Raw genomic sequence first — 16,851 nt, 5'->3', positions numbered from 1 at the left:
ATTTCCCCGCCGGGGGCATGAACTCCCCGATCTTGGAAAGCGCCACGCACCCAACCGCCCCGGCCCCCTCCGGGGAGGTGGGGGTGATCTCGCCGCCGGTCACCGCACGGTCAGCGTGTCACCCGGCACCGACAGCGCCGTCAACCCAGAAGTTCACCCGCTCCCGTACGACCGGATAGCCCGCCTTGGTGAAGTGCGCGGCCATCGGGAAGTTGGACCGGTCGGTGGCGGCGGCGATGAACTCGGCTCCCTCCGCGGCCAGGAAGCGGGTGCACTCGACGAGGAGGTCGTAGGCGTAGCCGTGGCCGCGGTGCTCCGGGACGACGCCGATGAAGCCGACGCAGGGGCCCGAGGGGTTGCGGGCGGGGATGTGGATGCCGACGGGGTCGCCGGCGCCGGTGCGGGCGATCTGCCACCAGGAGCGCGAAGAGGGCATCCAGTGGAAGATGTCCAGCTCCTCCTGGGCTGCCTGTTCGACGCCGCCCTGCGCGATGGCCCGGCGGGCGTGCGCGTCGAGGGTGACGGAGTGGATGCGGCGCAGCAGGTCGAGGAAGACGTCGTCGTCCGGCTCCGGGGTGAAGACCAGGCGGCCGGGGCGTTCGGGCAGGCCGCAGTCCGGGGTCCAGCGGTAGAGGAAGCGCTCCACCAGGGGTGTGTAACCGGCCAGGCGCGCGGCCGCGACGCGGGTCTCGGCGGCGGCCCGCAGCCGGGTGTCGTCGCGCCAGCCGGCGGGCAGGTCGAGGTCGATCTCGTCGGGGCGCCAGGGCGCGGTCCGCAGCAGTTCGGCGCCGGCCGCCTCCTCGCCCTCGGCCACGTCCAGCCAGTTGATCAGCAGCGGTTCGGTGTCCTCGGCGCGCCCCCACCAGGCGGCGCGGGCCACCGTACGGCCGTCGCGCAGGGCGATGCGCTGCCACTCGGGACGGAAGGTGGTCCGCCGGTGCTTCTCGGCGAGGGCCAGCGGGTCGGGCATGGTGTGGAACAGGTGCGCACTGTTCGCGTCGAGCGTGCGCATGACCAGATCGGTCAAGGATTCCTCCGGGATACGTGCCGCGAGGGACCTCGCGGCGGGAACGCGCTCCCGGTCAGACCTTGCACACCCGGGCGACGGGGAGGGGGGAGCGCATGATGACTGCGGCCATGACACTCGCCTCCTTCGTCCGTCTCGGATGTGCGCTCGTACGCTAACCGGGGCGCCCGGCCGGCGTCCATCGGTTTTCCGTACCGCCCCCCCGTGAGCGTCACCGGCGCACGGGAGGCGACCGACGGGCCCTCCTGACGGGGGCGGCGTAGCGTGGGCTTGTGCGATCGGTGCGCGGAGGGGCCTCGCGTGGGAGCCAGGAGGATCGCGGCTGGTTGCGGGGTGCGCCACCGCCGTGGTGGATCCGGCTGCTGCCGGTACTGCTGCTGGTCGCGGTGACCCTCGCCTCGACCGTCACCCCCCACGCCAGCGACCTGGGTTTCCTGCTCGGCGCGATCCCGCCGCTGGCCGTCCTGTCGTACGGCCCGCTGGTCACCGCCCTGCTCGGCGCCCTGGTGGTCGTGGCCCTGAATGTGCCCGAGACCCATCTGAACAGGCCCGGCAACACCGATCTGCTCACCATCGTCTTCGTCGCCCTGCTCAGCGTGTTCGTGTCGTTCGTGCGCAGCCGCCGCGACGCCCAGCTCCAGGTGGAGCGCACGATCGGCGAGGCCGTGCAGCGGGCGGTGATGCCACCGCTGCCCGAGCGGGTCGGGCGCATCGGCTGCGCGGGCTTCTACCGGGCCGCGGAGAACGGCACGCTGGTGGGCGGGGACTTCTTCGACGTACGCGAAGGCCCGTACGGCGTGCGGGCGGTGATGGGCGATGTGCGCGGGCACGGGCTGGTGGCGGTCTCGACCGTGGTGTCCCTGCTGGGCGCGTTCCGGGAGGCGGTCCTTGACCAGCAGGACCTGGAGTCGGTGGCGGCCCGGATGGACCGCCGGCTGGCGACGGACGCGGCGGGCACGCCGGACGGGGAGCTGTTCGCTACGGCGGTGCTGCTGGAGTTCCCGGCCTGCGCGCGCACGATGCGGGTGGTGGCCTGCGGTCATCCGGCGCCGGTCCTGCTGCGCGAGGGCGACGCGCGGGAGATCACCGTGACGCCGGGCACCCCGCTGGGGATCGGCCTGGTGGGGGCCGATCCGCCGAAGGAGGTCACGGTGCCGCTGGAGCCTGGCGACAGGCTGCTGCTGGCCTCCGACGGCGTCTGGGAGGCACGGGACCGCTCCGGGGTCTTCTACCCGCTGCCGGACCGGCTGGCCGCCCTCGCGGACAGCCATGACGGCGAACTGCCCACCGCCGTGTGGGCCGATCTCGCGCGGCTGCGCTACGAGGTCCGCGACGACGCCACGATGCTGGTCCTGGCCCCGGTCCCGGCCCCGGGCGACCCGCCCACCTGACCACCCTCGACCGGCACGCGTGCCACGCCCCGCGGGACCCCGCTCACCCCACGTCCCACAAGAACCGGTGGGTGTGGATCCCGAAGTACGGGAAGGACCGGAGCTCGCGGACGCCCTCGATCGGGCGGACCACGTCGTTGACGAAGTCCAGCAGGTCCTTCGGGCCGGACGCGACCACCTCGGCGAAGAGGTCGAAGCCGCCGGAGGTGAGCACCGAGTACACGACCTCGGGCCGCTCGGCCAGGGCGTCGGCGACGGCCCGCGGGTCGCCGTCCACGCCGATCCCGAGCAGCGCCATGGCCTGGCCGCCCATCGCCATCGGGTCGGTGACGCCGACCACTTGCACGGCCCGGGAGTCCAGCAGCCGCTGCAGCCGCTGCCGGGCCGCCGAGGCGGACAGGCCCACCTTGGGCCCGAGGTCGGCATAGGCGATACGGCCGTCGCTCTGGAGCTCACGCAGGATGGCCCGGTCGATGTCGTCCATGGCGGTCATCATGCCCCTCCCCTCATCCGGCCAGTTCGGCGAGGGCGGCGGCGAACACCTCGGTGTGCCGGTCGACGTCCTGCTCGGTGGTGTCGGGGCACATCAGGGCCATGTTGTGGAACGGGGTGAGCAGGATGCCCCGGTTGGCGAGGTACAGGTGCAGGAAGTCCTCGAGGTCGGCGTCGGCGGCCGCCGCGGACTCGGTGCCGGTGCGCGGCGCGGGCGCGGTGAAGCGGTACTCGGTCCGCGCCCCGAGCCGGCTCACCGACCAGGGCAGGGCGTGTGCCTCGATACCGGCGCGGACGCCCGCCTCGAAGCGTTCGCACAGCTTGCCCATCCGGTCGAACGCCGTGTCGGTGAGGACGTGTTCGAGGGTGGCGCGGGTGGCCGCGACCGACAGGGCGTTGCCGGCGAGGGTGCCGCCGACGCCGCCCATGTCGACGAGGTCGAGGTCGCCGCGGGCCAGCAGCCGGTCGGCCAGTTCGGCGGAGAGGCCGTAGGCACCGGCCGGGATGCCGCCGCCGATCGCCTTGCCGATGGTGAGCATGTCCGGTTCCAGGTCCCAGGCGCCGGTGCAGCCGCCGGGCCCCGCGGAGAAGGTGTGCGTCTCGTCGTTGATCAGCAGCGTGCCGTAGCGCCTGGTCAGCTCGCGGACTCCGGCGAGATAGCCGGGCTCGGGCAGCACGATGCCGATGTTGGTGAGGGCGGGTTCCATGAGGACCGCGGCCACATCGCCGTGGGCGAGTTCGCGCTCCAGTGCGGCGAGGTCGTTGAACTCGGCGACCCTGCTGGTGAGGGTCACCTCGCAGGGCGCGCCGACGTTCCCGGGGCGGGCGCTGCCCTCGCCGTCCGGGCCCGCGACGATCAGCGACTCGTCCACGCTGCCGTGGTAGCAGTAGCTGTTGAACAGGATCTTCGGCCGCCCGGTAACGGCGCGGGCGAGCCGGATCGCCCAGCGGTTGGCGTCGGTCGCGGTGAGCGAGAAGCTCCAGCGGGCCAGGCCGAAGCGCCGGGTCAGCTCGGCGCCGACCCATTCGGCGTCCTCGGTGGGCAGCATGGCGGTGGCCCCTCCGAGTTCGGCGAAGCGCCGCTGGACCGCCTCGGTGACCGCCGCGGGCGAGTGGCCCGCCATCGCGCCGGTGTCGCCGAGGCAGAAGTCGATGTACTCGTGCCCGTCCACATCGCTGACCCGGGCGCCGCGCGCCCCGGCCAGATACCGGGGGAACGCTCCGGCCGTCTTGTTCATCCAGGTCATCGGGACCCGGCCGAAGAGATGGTCGGCCCCGGCGTACGCGGCGCGCGAGCGCGGGTTGCGACGCTCGGCCTCGGCGCTCTCGCGGGCCAGGAGGGTGCGCAGGCGGGTGCGGTCCATGGAAAACCTCGTTGGAATCGGACGACGGAACGACGTGAGGCTACGACCGCAGCCACGCTCTTCTCAAGACCTCACGCAGGAATCGATCGCGCGAACGCTCGGATCACGCGCCCTATCGACCCACCGCCTCGCAAGAGTGACGCCACCCCCTGGGCCAACTGACGAACCGGCACGCGGAGTTCGAACGCGTCGACAGAAACGCCAGACCGCGCCACCCCTTCCGCCGCATAGAAATATCTACGAGCATGCATATGCCGGGTTGCTGTGCGAACGCACCGAGTGCCCGAGAACGCGGAGCAGTGCATGACGAACACGATGTGGATGCGGGGCGTGGAGTGGCTGGCGGCATCGGCGGCCGATCCGCGCGCGTGCAAGTGGGAGTGGGACCACGGGGAGGGGATCGCACTGCTGGAGGCCGGGCGTTTCTGGGACCTGCTCAGCGTCCCCGAGCGGCTGGGCCTGCTCACCCTCGACCTGCTGTGGCGGCCCGCGCTGCCGGTGCCGGGCCCGACCCTGGTGGACCTCACGGCCGGCCGGGTCGGCTTCTTCCTGCCGCCGGACCCGGACGGGGGCTGGGTCGGCGCGGGGCTGCGCTATGCCACCAGGGGCTCCTGGGTCGCCGTACCGCCGCCCTACCGGCCCGCCCGCTCCCTGGAGTGGCTGGTACCGCCCGACGGCACCGGCACCCTGCACTCCCCCGGCACCCTGGAGGACGCGCTGCGGCAGGCCAACGGCACCCTGACGGTCCTCGCCGCACCACCGCGCGGGCAGCGGGAGCCCTAGGGTCTTTCGTTTGGATCAGACCCCGCGAGCCCGCATGATCCAAACGAGAGGCCCTAGACCGGGCGGGATGCGGTACGACGCCTCAGGAACGCTCCGGCTCGGGCCGGGTGGGGCGCAGGGCGAGGCTCGCGAGGTCGGCGAGACCGGTGAGCGAGGTCCGGGGCGCCTCGGGCGCGGTGGGCACCGTCCGCCCCTGCGCACGCCATTCGGCGACCAGCCGGTCGTAGATGGGCTCCCGGGTGCGCGGCAGCCGGACCCCTTCGACTCGCTCCATCCGTTCCCCCACGGCATCCGGTCCAGCAAGCGGCTCCTGCCGGGGCAACGTCCCCCGGCCGCCGGTGGTACCCCGGGCTCACCTGGTCGGGTGACGGCATCGCTCGAACGGGGTCCTCCGCGGGAAGCGCGGGAGAAAAGAAGGGCGGGGCCCCGACCGGCCCCCCGTCCCGGTCGTGCCCCGCTGGAAGTGAACTTACGTGCGACGCCCGGTCCGTACCAGCGCACCGATGCCCGCCGCCACGCGCGTAGCACTCACCTGTGCACAGCCGCGTCCGCTTGGTCCCGGTTCGCCGGGCCGAGGGCGGGAACGGGGAGTTCACCGGTGACGAGGTGGGCGAGGACGACCTCGTACAGATCGGTGCCCCCGGCCAGCAGCCGGCGCTCCAGGACGGGTTCGGCGGCCCGCACATGCTCCCGTACGGTCTGGGCGTGCACCCCCCGCGCCGTCGCCGCGGGCCCGGCGTTGGCGTCGGCGGCCAGCCAGGCGCGCAGGGTGCCGCGCAGATCCCGGCCGTCGGTGTCGAGGCGCCCGAGCAGGCCCTCGGCCCATGCCCGCAGCGCGTCCCCGCCGAGCAGGTCCGCGAACCCCGTCGGCGTGGCGGGGGCGTTGCCCTCGGTGTCGTACGGACCGTGCGCCGCCTCGGTGTTGAGCGCGATGTGCGCCATCGCGCGCACGGCCAGGGCGGAGAAGTCGGCGCCGAGCAGCGCGGCGACCCGGTCCATACGGGCACGCACCGTGTTGCGGCTGACGCCGAGCACCTTGGCCGTGCTGACCGCGGTGAACTCCAGGCCCAGCCGGGTGGTGGCGAGCAGCTCGGCGCGCACGTGGTACGGCAGCGTGTCCAGCGGGCGCAGCACCGCGGCCGACCAGGCGTGCAGCGCGGCCGGGTCCATCAGGCGGGCGGGGCGGGTGCGTTCGGCGTAGACGGCGGCCCGCTCGGGGCTGAAGCGGGCCACGGCGAGGGCGGTGACGGCCTGTCCGTAGGCGGTGGCGGTCAGGGCGAGGCGCTGGCGGGGGCTCCCGCCGAGGTAGGTGCCGGGCCGTACGGCGACCAGGGAGCGCAGCCGTTCCTCCACCTCGGTGGCCGGGCCGAGCACGATGACATGTTCGTCCATCGCCGGGCAGCGCACCACGAGGGCGCCGCCGCTGGTGGCCGTCCCGCACTCGTCGGCGAGCCGGTCGCGTTCGGCGGCGGTGCCCTCGATGACGTACACCCGGGCGGTGTCCCTCTCCAGCAGTCCGGGCCACAGTCCCGCGGCGACCCGGCGGGCGGAGACGGTGTCCTCCACCATCAGCAGTTGCAGGATGGCGAGGCGCAGATCGGCGGTGGCCCGTCGCAGCCGATACCCGGCGTGCGCCAACTCGCGCTCGCGCAGCAGGAGTTCGAGCACGCCCGCGGTGTGCCCGAGGATGTCGGTGGTGTGCCTGTCGAAGGGCTCGGGGCGGGCCACGGCCAGTACGGCGGAGGCGGCCGGGTCGGGGCCCGGGTGCCGTATCCCGACCAGGCGCACATGCCGGGTGCCGTCCTGAAGCGCGGCGGCGGAGACCCGGCCCGCGGCCACGTCGGCGACGACGGCGGGGTCCAGCGCGGGCCGCTCCCCGGCCTCGGCGAGGAGGTGGCCGCGCGCGTCCTGGAGGCGTACGGCGGATCCGGTGCTGCGGGCGAGCCAGCCGATCAGCCGGTTCAGATCGCGTCCCGCGGGGCGCAGCTGGTCGAGCAGCTCGCGCGCCCAGGCGCTGCCGGTCCCGTACGACGGCCGGGACACCGGCTCCTCCTCCGCTCGGCGGGCCACGTGTCCCTCTCCTGTCTTCGCTGTCGGCCGATGTTCGCAGCGGGACGTTACCCGACGGTTCACCTGGTCGTCCCGTCCGGCCGGACATGGCTCCGCCGGCGGCCCGGGGGGGTGGGGCCGCCGACGGAGGCAACGCCTCCGGGGCCGGGGGGGAGGGCTCCGGATGGCTCAGGGTCCGGGTGCCCGCGGGTCCCAGGGATACACCAGGGGATTTTCCGGGGGTGTATCAGGGGATTCCCGGGGATTTCGGGGCAGCCGCGGACCGGGTACGTGCCGCGCCCCGGGGCCCGTGCGACAGGCGGCACCCCCTGCTGCCCGCGTCGCCCCCGGGGACGGCATAAGCTCGGTGAATGGCGAAGTACTTCGATGTGCACCCCGAGAATCCGCAGGCCCGCAGTATCGCCCAGATCGCCGACGCGGTGCGGTCGGGGGCGCTGATCGCATACCCGACCGACTCCTGCTACGCGCTCGGCTGCCGGCTGGGCAGCAAGGACGGGGTGGACCGGATCCGGGCCATCCGCCGGCTGGACGACCGCCATCACTTCACGCTGATGTGCCGGGACTTCGCGCAGCTCGGGCAGTTCGTACGGGTGGACAACGATGTGTTCCGGGCCGTGAAGGCGTCCACCCCGGGCAGCTACACCTTCATCCTCCCGGCCACCCGCGAGGTGCCGCGCAAGCTGATGCACCCGAAGAAGAAGACGGTGGGTGTGCGCATCCCGGACCATGTGGTCACCCAGGCGCTGCTGGCCGAGCTGGGCGAGCCGCTGCTGTCCAGCACGCTGCTGCTGCCGGACGAGGAGGAGCCGATGACCCAGGGCTGGGAGATCAAGGACCGCCTCGACCATGTGGTGGACGCGGTGGTCGACTCCGGGGAGTGCGGCACCGAGCCGACCACGGTGGTCGACTTCTCCAGCGGCGAGGCGGAGATCGTCCGGCGGGGCGCGGGCGACCCCTCACGGTTCGAGTGACGGCGGGGGGCGGTTCGGCGGACCGCCCGCGAGGGCCGCGATCTTGCGTGGCAGCATGGGATCCGCCCGTCCGGCGCGTTCGCGCAGGACATCGACGTACCCGCGGCGCGCCGGGGCACCCGCCGACCGCCGTCCCTTACCCCCCAGGAGGCCCGTCACCATGACCGACGTACAGGGAGCATCCGTCGACATCCCGACCGAGGACGGCACCGCGGACGCCTACCTCGCCCATCCCGCCGACGGCGAGCCGCACCCTGGCGTCCTGCTGTACCAGGACGCCTACGGGCTGCGCCCCCAGCTGCGGTCGATGGCCGACCGGCTGGCGTCCGCCGGGTACACGGTCCTGGTGCCCAACGTCTTCTACCGGCACGGCACCACCCCGATCGGCGAGCTGCCCGAGTTCATCGACCCGGCGGCCGACCCGGGCCTCTGGCAGCGCATCGGCCCGGTGATGGGCTCCCTCACCCCCGAGCAGTCCCGGCGGGACGCGGACGCCTATCTGGGCTTCCTCGCGGACAATCCGTTCGTCGCCGACGGCCCGGTCGCGCTGACCGGCTACTGCATGGGCGCCCGGCTCGCCCTGCGCACGGCCGCCACGCACCCCGACCGGGTGGCTGCGGCGGCCGGCTTCCACGGCGGCAAGCTGGTCACGGAGGCCCCGGACAGCCCGCACCGCGGTGTCGGGGACGTCACCGCCGAGCTGTACTTCGGCTTCGCCGACCAGGACGCCTCCATGCCGGCCGAGCAGATCCGCGAGCTGGAGCAGGCACTGGACGCGGCCGGGGTGCGCCACACCTGCGAGGTGTATCCGGGCGCGCAGCACGGCTACACCCAGGCCGACACCCCCGCGTACGACCGGGAGGCCGACGAGCGCCACTGGGCGGCGCTGCTGGCCCTGCTAGACCGCGCCTTCTGAGCCTTCCGCGCCTTCCGAGCTCTCCGAACCGTTCGGCACCGGCCCACGGCGCCCGCCCCGCGGCGGGCGCCGGGCGGGTTCGAAGTGGCCTGCGCACAAAGGGAAGTGGCGCCGGAATCGTTGACACGGGTACGACTTCGGCACCAGTCTGAGAGCGCTCTCAGACAGGTACGGACCAGAGATCGGAGGTCCGTACGACCCCGACCCCCACACGGAGGTGGAGAGTGCCGCACACTCGAACCCGACGCGCGCTGCCCTTGGTCGCCGCCACCGCCCTCATCGGCGGAGCGCTCGCCCTCGGCGTCCCCCAACACGCCGGAGCGGCCGTACCGGACACCATCGCGCTGACCATCACCAACAACTCGGGCCGCACCCAGCCCGTCTACCTCTACGACCTCGGCACCCAGCTGTCCTCCGGGCAGCAGGGCTGGGCGGACGCGAATGGCGTCTTCCACGCCTGGCCGGCCGGTGGCAATCCGCCGACTCCCGCGCCGGACGCGGCGATTCCTGGACCTGCCGCCGGGCAGTCGACCACGATCCGCATCCCGAAGTTCTCCGGCCGGATCTACTTCTCCTACGGCCAGAAGCTCGTCTTCAAGCTGACCACCGGCGGTCTGGTGCAGCCGGCCGTGCAGAATCCGTCCGACCCCAACCACGACATCCTGTTCAACTGGTCCGAGTACACGCTCAACGACTCCGGGCTGTGGCTCAACAGCACCCAGGTGGACATGTTCTCGGCGCCGTACTCCGTCGGGGTGCGCCGCGCCGACGGGAGCGTCAGCACCACCGGGCAGCTCAAGCAGGGCGGGTGGTCGGGATTCTTCGACGCCCTGCGCGCCCAGCCGGGCGGCTGGTCGGGGCTGATCCAGACGGGCTCCGACGGCTCGGTGCTGCGCGCGCTGTCGCCGCTGTACGGGGTGGAGACCGGTGCGCTGCCCGCGAGCGCGATGGACGACTACGTGAACCGGGTCTGGCAGAAGTACGCGTCGTCGACGCTGACCGTCACGCCGTTCGCCGATCAGCCGGACAAGAAGTTCTACGGCCGGGTCTCGGGTGACGTCATGAACTTCACCGACACCTCGGGCGCGGTCGTCACCAGCTTCCAGAAGCCGGACGCGGACAGCGTGTTCGGCTGCCACAAGCTGCTCGACGCGCCCAACGACGCCGTGCGCGGGCCCATCTCCCGCACGCTGTGTGCCGGGTTCAACCGCTCGACACTGCTGGTGAGTTCGCAGGCGCCGGACAACACGCCGGGCGACTTCTACCAGGACGCGGTGACCAACCAGTACGCGAAGGCGGTGCACGCGCGAATGTCCGACGGCAAGGCCTACGCGTTCGCCTTCGACGACGTCGGCAACCAGGAGTCGCTGGTCAACGACGGCGATCCGCAGCAGGCGTACCTCACACTGGGTCCGCTGGACTGACCGTATGAGAAGGTCCCGCTCCCCAGCCGGGGAGCGGGACCCTTCGGTGCAGATGGTGCGTTCAGCCGGTGCGGGTGATCAGCTGGTGGTCACGGACGCGTCGTCCACGACGAAGCTGGTCTGGAGCGAGGAGTCCTCCACGCCGTTGAACTTCAGGGTGACCGTCTGGCCCGCCAGCGAGGACAGGTCGAAGGTCTTCTGGACGTAGCCCGAGTTGGCGTTCAGGTTCGAGTACGACGCCAGGGTGGTCGAACCCGCGGTGACCGTCAGCTTGTCGTACGCGGTGCTGGTGGTGGTCTCGGCGGTGTCGACGTGCAGGTAGAAGGACAGGGTCGCCTTGCAGCCCGCGGGAATCGTCACCGACTGGGACACGGTGTCGGTGTGCGAGGTGCCGTAGCCGTCCATCCACGCCTTGTACGAACCGCCGTGCGCGGCCTCACCGGTGTCGTTGGTGATGACACCGCTGCTCGCGGTCCAGCCGGTGTTGCCCGACTCGAAGCCCGGGTTGGCCAGCAGCTGGGTCGAGGTGCAGCCGCCACCACCGCTGGTGCTGACGGTCCAGGAGAAGGTCGCGGTACCGGTCGCGCCGGTGGAGTCCTTCACCGTGACGGTGGTGCTGTAGCTGCCGGCCGCGGACGGCGTACCGGAGATCACACCGGTGGAGCTGTTGATCGACAGACCGGTCGGCAGGCCGGAGGCGCTGTAGGTCAGGGCGCCGCTGTTGGTGCTGCTCGCCTGGACCTGGAGGCTGACCGCCGTACCCACGGTGGAGGACTGGCTGCCGGGGTTGGTGACCGTCACGCCGTTGCTCGGCGGGGTGATGTGGCTGCCGACGTTGATGCCCGCGAAGGCGTTGCCGACACCCGCGTACTGCGCGGAGTTGGTGCCGTAGAGCGCCGCGGCCGCGTTCAGCGCCGCGGTGCGGGCACCGGCGTAGTTGGTGCTGGACGTCATGTACGACGTCAGCGCCTTGTACCAGATCTGGAGGGCGGCGGCCCGGCCGATGCCGGTGACGGCGACGCCGTCGGAGGTCGGGCTGTTGTAGGTCACACCATTGATGACCTTGCTGCCGCTGCCCTCGGAGAGCAGGTAGAACATGTGGTTCGCCGGACCCGAGGAGTAGTGCACATCGAGGTTGCCGACGCCCGAGTACCAGCTGTCCGCCGAACCGCCGTCCTTGCTCGGCTTGTCCATGTAGCGCAGCGGGGTGCCGTCACCGTTGATGTTGATCTTCTCACCGATGAGGTAGTCACCGGGGTCCGAGCTGTTGTTCGCGTAGAACTCCACGCCCGTGCCGAAGATGTCGGAGGTGGCCTCGTTCAGGCCGCCCGACTCGCCGGAGTAGTCGAGGCCCGCGGTGTTGGAGGTGACACCGTGGCTCATCTCGTGGCCGGCGACGTCCAGCGCGGTCAGCGGGTCGTTGTTCCCGGAGCCGTCGCCGTACGTCATGCAGAAGCAGCTGTCGTCCCAGAACGCGTTCACGTACGAGTTGCCGTAGTGCGTCCGGGAGTAGGCGCCGACACCGTCGTTCTTGATGCCGCTGCGCCCGAACGTGTTCTTGTAGAAGTCCCAGGTCTCCTGCGCGCCGTAGGCGGCGTCCGCGCCGGCCGTGGCGGCGTTGGAGTTGGTGCCGTCGCCCCAGGTGTCGCTGGTCTGCGAGAACAGGGTGCCGGTGCCGGAGGTGCCGTGGTTCAGGTTGTACGTCTTGTGACCGCCGCGCGTACCGTCGGTCAGGTTGTACGACGAACCCGACTGGGTCGAGGTCAGCGAGACCTGGCCGCTGTAGTGGGTGTTGCCGACGCCGGTCTCGATGCCCTGGTACCGGTACAGCTCCTTGCCGGTGGTGGCATCGGTGATGACGTGCAGCCGGCTCGGCGTGCCGTCGTCCTGGAAGCCGCCGATCACGGTCTCCCAGGCAAGCTTCGGGGTGCCGCTGCCGGCCCAGATCACCTTGCGGGCGCTGTCGGCGGCGGGCTTCGCGGCGTCCAGGGCCTTGGCGGTCTTCAGCGCCTTGCTCTCGGCCGCGGCCTTGGTGTAGGTCGCCGTGGTCGAGGAGACCCGGATCTTGTTCTTGTTGTTGTACGTGGCGCTCACGGTGCCGGCCGCGAGCGAGGCGGGCGGGGTGTGCACGATCAGGTCGCCGCCGAGGACGGGCAGGCCGTCGTAGGTGCGCTCGTAGCGGGTGTGCAGCGTGCCGTCGGCGTCCTTGGTGACGTCCTTGACGACCAGCTTCTCCTTGGCGCCGAGGCCGAGGGTGCGGGCGGTGTCGGTCGTCTTGTCCTGGGCGCTCTGGATCAGGGCCTTGTGCTGGGCCGGGCTGAGCTTGGCCTCAAGGGCGCCGACGCGCAGGGGGCTGAGGTGGTGCGCGGCGGGCGCGGCCGTCGCCGGGCCGGCCTGCATACCGACGGCGAACAGGGCCGCGGTGGAGAGCAGCGCGGCTCCGACCGTGGCCCGCTTGGAGAGACGTCCCTGGGGAAGACGTCCGTGAGAAAGGGGTCTGTGGGGTCTCACTCTTACTCCTCCTGCGGAGGCCGCCGGGTCGCGGCCTGTGAGAGACCGGACAGCCGGGTCTGCTGTCCGGTGGGTGGTGCTGTGTACAAGACCGTGATCCGTGGTGCGCTCGTGGGGGATCAGCGTGCGCTGGGAGAATGACAGTCTTGAACCGTCCATGTCACCAGCGTGGGAACCAATCGAGGGTTTTCCCTATGACGTCGCTGTGCGCTCCCCCAGCGGCCAATTCACGTTCATGAAACAACTGTTGGGGTGCCTGTGACAGCAGGGACCGCCCTGGGAAGATCGTCTTCATGACGGTCGACACGGTGGGAGAGATCTTCGAGCGGGCGGGGTGCACGGGCACGCTGCTCGTCCAACCCCTGGACAGCGAAGGGGAATTCGGGCTGGACGCCGATCAACTCGTGGTACCCGCCTCGGTGGTGAAGGTGCTGGTCGCGCTGGCGGCCGAGACCTGGTTCGCCGAGGGCCGGCTGGATCCGCGAGAGCGGATGGTGCTGGGTGCCGCGCGGCGCACACCCGGCTCGGTCGGGGTGTCGCTGTTCGAGGACGAGGTCGCGCTGTCGTTGCGCGACATGGTCGTCCTGATGCTGACCATCAGCGACAACCCGTGCACGGACGCGCTGATGAACCGGCTCGGTGTCGACACCCTGAACGCGACGGCCGCGCGGCTCGGGCTGCGGAACACGGTCGTCCGGTCCGATCTGCGCACCATGCTGGACTCCATCGGCCAGGACCTCGGCCGCGCGGGCTGGGCGGACCTCGTCGACTGGTCGGCTCGCGCCTCGGCGGCCGAATCAGCGGGCGTCGACGAGGAGTTGCCGGGGACGCGTGCGCTGACCCCCGGTGCGGGCACCGGCACGACAGCGCGCGACATGGTGCGGCTGCTGCGGCTCCTCTGGAGCGGGCAGGCGGGGCCTGCGGCGGCCTGCGCGCGGGTGCGGGCGGTGATGGGCCGCCAGCTCACCCGGCACCGGATCGCGAGCGGGTTCCGGGCGCCCGTGCGGGTGGCGGCCAAGAGCGGCGGGCTCGCCGGGATCGTACGCAATGAGGTCGGCGTCGTCTCGTATCCGGACGGCCGTCAGTACGCCGCCGCGGTCTTCACCAGATCGCGGCCGGGCGCGGACGACGCCGCGATCAATGCCGCGATCGGCGCCGCGACCGCGCACGCCGTCGCCTCGTTGCACCGCGAAACGGCCTGAAATCCCCTTCACCCGACAGCTCATGTTCACTCGACAGCCCATGGGAGGGCTCATGACACACATCAGCGAACCGAGGCACCGGCTGGTGCCCACCGAGGCGGGGCGGATCCATCTCGTGGAGCAGGGCAGCGGGCCGCTGGTGCTGCTGGTGCACGGCTTCCCGGAGTCCTGGTACTCCTGGCGCCATCAGCTGCCGGCCCTCGCGGCGGCCGGGTACCGGGCGGTGGCCATCGACGTCCGCGGCTACGGCCGGTCCGCCAAGCCGGTGGCGACGGACGCGTACCGGCTGACCGAACTCGTGGCGGACAACGTCTCGGTGGTGCACGCGCTCGGCGAGGAGTCGGCCGTGGTCGTCGGCCACGACTGGGGTTCCGCCATCGCCTCGGGCTCGGGCCTGCTCAGCCCCGAGGTCTTCCGGGCGGTGGGCATGCTCAGCGTGCCGTACACCCCGCGCGGTGCGTCCCGGCCGACCGAGGTCTTCGCCCATATGGGCGGCGGGGACGACGAGTTCTACATCTCCTACTTCCAGGAGCCGGGCCGTGCCGAGGCCGAGATCGAGCCCGATGTACGCGGCTGGCTCGCGGCCTTCTACCGGGCCCTGTCCGCCGGGACCATGCCCGGACCCGGCGACCCTGTCCCGTACTTCGTCAGCCCCGGCGGCACCCTGCGCGACCGGTGCCCCGACGGTCCGCTGCCCGGGTGGCTCGGCGAGGCCGAACTCGACTTCTACGCGGGTGAGTTCGAGCGGACCGGGCTGACCGGAGCGCTCAACCGCTACCGGAACATGGACCGCGACTGGGCGGACCTCGCCGCCCATGAGGGCGCTCCCCTCACCCAGCCGTCCCTGTTCATCGGCGGCGCCCTGGACGTCACCGTGTCCTGGCTGTCGGACGCCATCAAGGCGTTCCCCCACACCCTGCCGAACCTGGTCTCCTCGCAGCTGCTCGACGACTGCGGCCACTGGATCCAGCAGGAGCGTCCCGAGGAGACCAACCGCCTGCTCCTCGACTGGCTGGCCGAGCTGCCCGCCTGAGTTCCGGGGGGATCCGTGCCCGCGCGGGAAGGCTGCCGAACGTGCCCGCCGTCGTGGGGCGTTGACCCGAGCCCCGGTATCCCGCCGCTGGTCGGGGCGTTGTTACGGTGCCTGGCGTGTCTGACTCCTCACGCGATACCGCACAGGGCGCCGGCTGGGGCTCGGCCGAGCCGGGTGCCTACAAGCAGTTGATGCCACCCCACGTCCGGAAGGTGTCCTGGCTGAACCCCAGAACGCTGTGGGCGGCCCGCAACGGCGTGCTGGCCTCCTGGTTCGGCGACCCCACCGGCCGTACCCGCGGCCGGTGGGTGGCCCGGCGGCAGTCCGCCGGGGTGCCCGCCGACAAGGTGTTCCGGCGGGAGGTGCCGGACCGGTTCTCCTTCATGGTCATCGGCGACACCGGGGAGGGCGGCGAGTCCCAGTACGCCGCCGTACCGGGGTTCCTGAAGACCGGCCAGGGCACCGAGTTCGCGGTGATCACGAGCGATGTCATCTACCCGGTGGGCAGCGCCGACGACTACGAGAACAAGTTCTTCCGGCCGTACCGGGACTACCCGGCGCCGATCTACGCGATACCCGGCAACCACGACTGGTACGAGGATCTCGGCGCCTTCATGCGGGTCTTCTGCGCCGACACCCCGCCACCGGACCCCGCGCCCCGGCCCCGCCCGCTCGGCCGGGCCTGGTGGCAGGCGCTGCTGTGGCACCGGCCGCGCCCGGCGGACGGACAACACCTAGACGAGGCACGGAAGTTGCGGTCGGATCCCGGCCAGCAAGCCGAACAGCCCGGCCCCTACTGGGCGTTGGACGCAGGACCGGTGCGCCTGATCGGCATCGACACCGGACTGCTCGGCACCCTCGACGCCGAACAGGGGGCCTGGCTGCGCGAGGTGTCCAAGGGCACCCGCCCGAAGATCCTCATCACCGGGTCACCGCTGTACGTCGACGGCGAGCACCACCCGTGCCCCATCGACGGCGGCGGCACCGTGGACGACATCGTCCGGGACCCGGAGCACCACTACGTGGCCGCGATCGGCGGTGACATCCACAACTACCAGCGCTACCCGGTCCAGGTGGACGGCCGCACCATCCAGTACATCGTCTCGGGCGGCGGCGGGGCGTTCATGCACGCCACCCACACCATCCCCCGGGTGTCGATCGGCGGGGTCACCGAGCGCGACTTCCGCTGCTACCCGCTGCGCGGCGACTCGCTCGCGTTCTACAGCCACCTCTACGCCCGCCGGCTGCGCCTGCCGCGCCTCGGGCTCAGCGAGTCGGAGGCCACGGCCGTGATCGCCGAACGCCTCGGCATCGAACCCGGCCGCGCCCCCGGCCCCGACACCCGCGTCACCCGGCGCACCCGTCTGGTCGCCGGCCTGCTGGGTGCCGGCGGCCGCCCCGACCGCACCTCACGGGTCCGGCTGCCGGTGCGCAAGATGTACACCCAGCTGTTCTCGCCGTCCTCCGTCACCTACACCCCGCCCTTCTTCAAGTCCTTCCTGCGCCTGGACGTCGGCGCGCAGGAGATCCGCGTCCGCTGCTTCGCCGCGACCGGCAACCGCCCGCAGGAACTGGACCCGCCGGTGGAGGACGAGGTCGTCATCCCGCTGAAGTGACCCCCTGAAGCGGACCCTCCGAAGCGACCCCGCAGGACGGTCCGGGCCCCG

The 16,851-nt window shown here is 72.0% G+C and carries 14 protein-coding genes; 8 read left to right on the top strand and 6 right to left on the bottom strand.

Annotated elements, in window-relative coordinates:
* Positions 1–118: 118 nt before the first annotated feature.
* Complete coding sequence (locus HEP81_RS35380; RefSeq protein WP_037660715.1) at positions 119–1,027, bottom strand: GNAT family N-acetyltransferase; 909 nt, start codon at positions 1,025–1,027, stop codon at positions 119–121.
* A 272-nt stretch (positions 1,028–1,299) separates the two neighbouring features.
* On the opposite strand from HEP81_RS35380, the gene HEP81_RS35375 reads away from it, so the two are divergent.
* A complete protein-coding gene (locus tag HEP81_RS35375) occupies positions 1,300–2,418 on the top strand; it encodes a PP2C family protein-serine/threonine phosphatase (protein ID WP_037660713.1) in 1,119 nt (372 codons plus the stop codon).
* A gap of 43 nt (positions 2,419–2,461) precedes the next feature.
* On the opposite strand, the gene HEP81_RS35370 is transcribed toward HEP81_RS35375, so the two are convergent.
* Positions 2,462–2,902 (bottom strand): Lrp/AsnC family transcriptional regulator, encoded by a 441-nt coding sequence (locus HEP81_RS35370; protein ID WP_037660812.1) that lies wholly within the window; start codon positions 2,900–2,902, stop codon positions 2,462–2,464.
* 22 nt (positions 2,903–2,924) lie between these two features.
* Positions 2,925–4,274: a transaminase gene (locus HEP81_RS35365; RefSeq protein ID WP_078967591.1), complete on the bottom strand. Its 1,350-nt coding sequence runs from the start codon at positions 4,272–4,274 to the stop codon at positions 2,925–2,927.
* A gap of 303 nt (positions 4,275–4,577) precedes the next feature.
* Here HEP81_RS35365 and HEP81_RS35360 point away from each other — a divergent pair, with 303 nt between their 5' ends.
* On the top strand, positions 4,578–5,057 hold the full coding sequence (locus HEP81_RS35360; RefSeq protein ID WP_037660711.1) for a hypothetical protein: 480 nt from the start codon (positions 4,578–4,580) through the stop codon (positions 5,055–5,057).
* An 82-nt stretch (positions 5,058–5,139) separates the two neighbouring features.
* On the opposite strand, the gene HEP81_RS35355 is transcribed toward HEP81_RS35360, so the two are convergent.
* Complete coding sequence (locus tag HEP81_RS35355; RefSeq protein ID WP_037660708.1) at positions 5,140–5,331, bottom strand: hypothetical protein; 192 nt, start codon at positions 5,329–5,331, stop codon at positions 5,140–5,142.
* Between the two features lie 254 nt (positions 5,332–5,585).
* Positions 5,586–7,127, bottom strand: coding sequence for a helix-turn-helix domain-containing protein (locus tag HEP81_RS35350; protein WP_051850478.1), 1,542 nt, complete (start codon positions 7,125–7,127; stop codon positions 5,586–5,588).
* Between the two features lie 350 nt (positions 7,128–7,477).
* Here HEP81_RS35350 and HEP81_RS35345 point away from each other — a divergent pair, with 350 nt between their 5' ends.
* The 3 genes from HEP81_RS35345 to HEP81_RS35335 all read left to right on the top strand — a co-directional run bounded on the left by HEP81_RS35345 (position 7,478) and on the right by HEP81_RS35335 (position 10,438).
* Positions 7,478–8,098 carry an L-threonylcarbamoyladenylate synthase gene (locus HEP81_RS35345; protein ID WP_037660705.1) on the top strand — a complete coding sequence of 207 codons (621 nt, stop codon included), beginning with the start codon at positions 7,478–7,480 and terminating at the stop codon, positions 8,096–8,098.
* A gap of 160 nt (positions 8,099–8,258) precedes the next feature.
* Entirely contained in the window at positions 8,259–9,014 is a 756-nt protein-coding gene (locus tag HEP81_RS35340) for a dienelactone hydrolase family protein (RefSeq protein WP_037660702.1), read from the top strand.
* A gap of 224 nt (positions 9,015–9,238) precedes the next feature.
* Positions 9,239–10,438, top strand: coding sequence for a glycoside hydrolase family 64 protein (locus HEP81_RS35335; protein WP_037660699.1), 1,200 nt, complete (start codon positions 9,239–9,241; stop codon positions 10,436–10,438).
* A 78-nt stretch (positions 10,439–10,516) separates the two neighbouring features.
* On the opposite strand, the gene HEP81_RS35330 is transcribed toward HEP81_RS35335, so the two are convergent.
* The gene (locus tag HEP81_RS35330; protein ID WP_182790048.1) at positions 10,517–12,838 is read right to left on the bottom strand and encodes a M4 family metallopeptidase; all 2,322 of its coding nucleotides are present in this window, start codon (positions 12,836–12,838) and stop codon (positions 10,517–10,519) included.
* Positions 12,839–13,242: 404 nt separating this feature from the next.
* Between HEP81_RS35330 and HEP81_RS35325 the strand changes: the two genes are divergently transcribed.
* The 3 genes from HEP81_RS35325 to HEP81_RS35315 all read left to right on the top strand — a co-directional run bounded on the left by HEP81_RS35325 (position 13,243) and on the right by HEP81_RS35315 (position 16,800).
* On the top strand, positions 13,243–14,151 hold the full coding sequence (locus tag HEP81_RS35325; RefSeq protein ID WP_037663761.1) for a serine hydrolase: 909 nt from the start codon (positions 13,243–13,245) through the stop codon (positions 14,149–14,151).
* Positions 14,152–14,203: 52 nt separating this feature from the next.
* Positions 14,204–15,184: an alpha/beta fold hydrolase gene (locus HEP81_RS35320; protein WP_037663758.1), complete on the top strand. Its 981-nt coding sequence runs from the start codon at positions 14,204–14,206 to the stop codon at positions 15,182–15,184.
* A gap of 116 nt (positions 15,185–15,300) precedes the next feature.
* A complete protein-coding gene (locus HEP81_RS35315) occupies positions 15,301–16,800 on the top strand; it encodes a metallophosphoesterase family protein (RefSeq protein WP_037663756.1) in 1,500 nt (499 codons plus the stop codon).
* Positions 16,801–16,851 lie beyond the last annotated feature (51 nt).

The sequence above is a fragment of the Streptomyces griseofuscus genome (assembly GCF_014673495.1).
Lineage (GTDB): Bacteria > Actinomycetota > Actinomycetes > Streptomycetales > Streptomycetaceae > Streptomyces > Streptomyces murinus.
Note: the sequence above shows the minus strand (reverse complement) of the source record. Positions and strands in the feature narration are given on the sequence as shown.

Coding starts and splice junctions, on each gene's coding strand:
- HEP81_RS35370 (WP_037660812.1), bottom strand. CDS start 2,902: ATGGACGACATCGACCGGGCCATCCTGCGTGAGCTCCAGAGCGACGGC.
- HEP81_RS35365 (WP_078967591.1), bottom strand. CDS start 4,274: ATGGACCGCACCCGCCTGCGCACCCTCCTGGCCCGCGAGAGCGCCGAG.
- HEP81_RS35360 (WP_037660711.1), top strand. CDS start 4,578: ATGACGAACACGATGTGGATGCGGGGCGTGGAGTGGCTGGCGGCATCG.
- HEP81_RS35355 (WP_037660708.1), bottom strand. CDS start 5,331: ATGGAGCGAGTCGAAGGGGTCCGGCTGCCGCGCACCCGGGAGCCCATC.
- HEP81_RS35345 (WP_037660705.1), top strand. CDS start 7,478: ATGGCGAAGTACTTCGATGTGCACCCCGAGAATCCGCAGGCCCGCAGT.
- HEP81_RS35340 (WP_037660702.1), top strand. CDS start 8,259: ATGACCGACGTACAGGGAGCATCCGTCGACATCCCGACCGAGGACGGC.
- HEP81_RS35330 (WP_182790048.1), bottom strand. CDS start 12,838: ATGCAGGCCGGCCCGGCGACGGCCGCGCCCGCCGCGCACCACCTCAGC.
- HEP81_RS35325 (WP_037663761.1), top strand. CDS start 13,243: ATGACGGTCGACACGGTGGGAGAGATCTTCGAGCGGGCGGGGTGCACG.
- HEP81_RS35320 (WP_037663758.1), top strand. CDS start 14,204: ATGACACACATCAGCGAACCGAGGCACCGGCTGGTGCCCACCGAGGCG.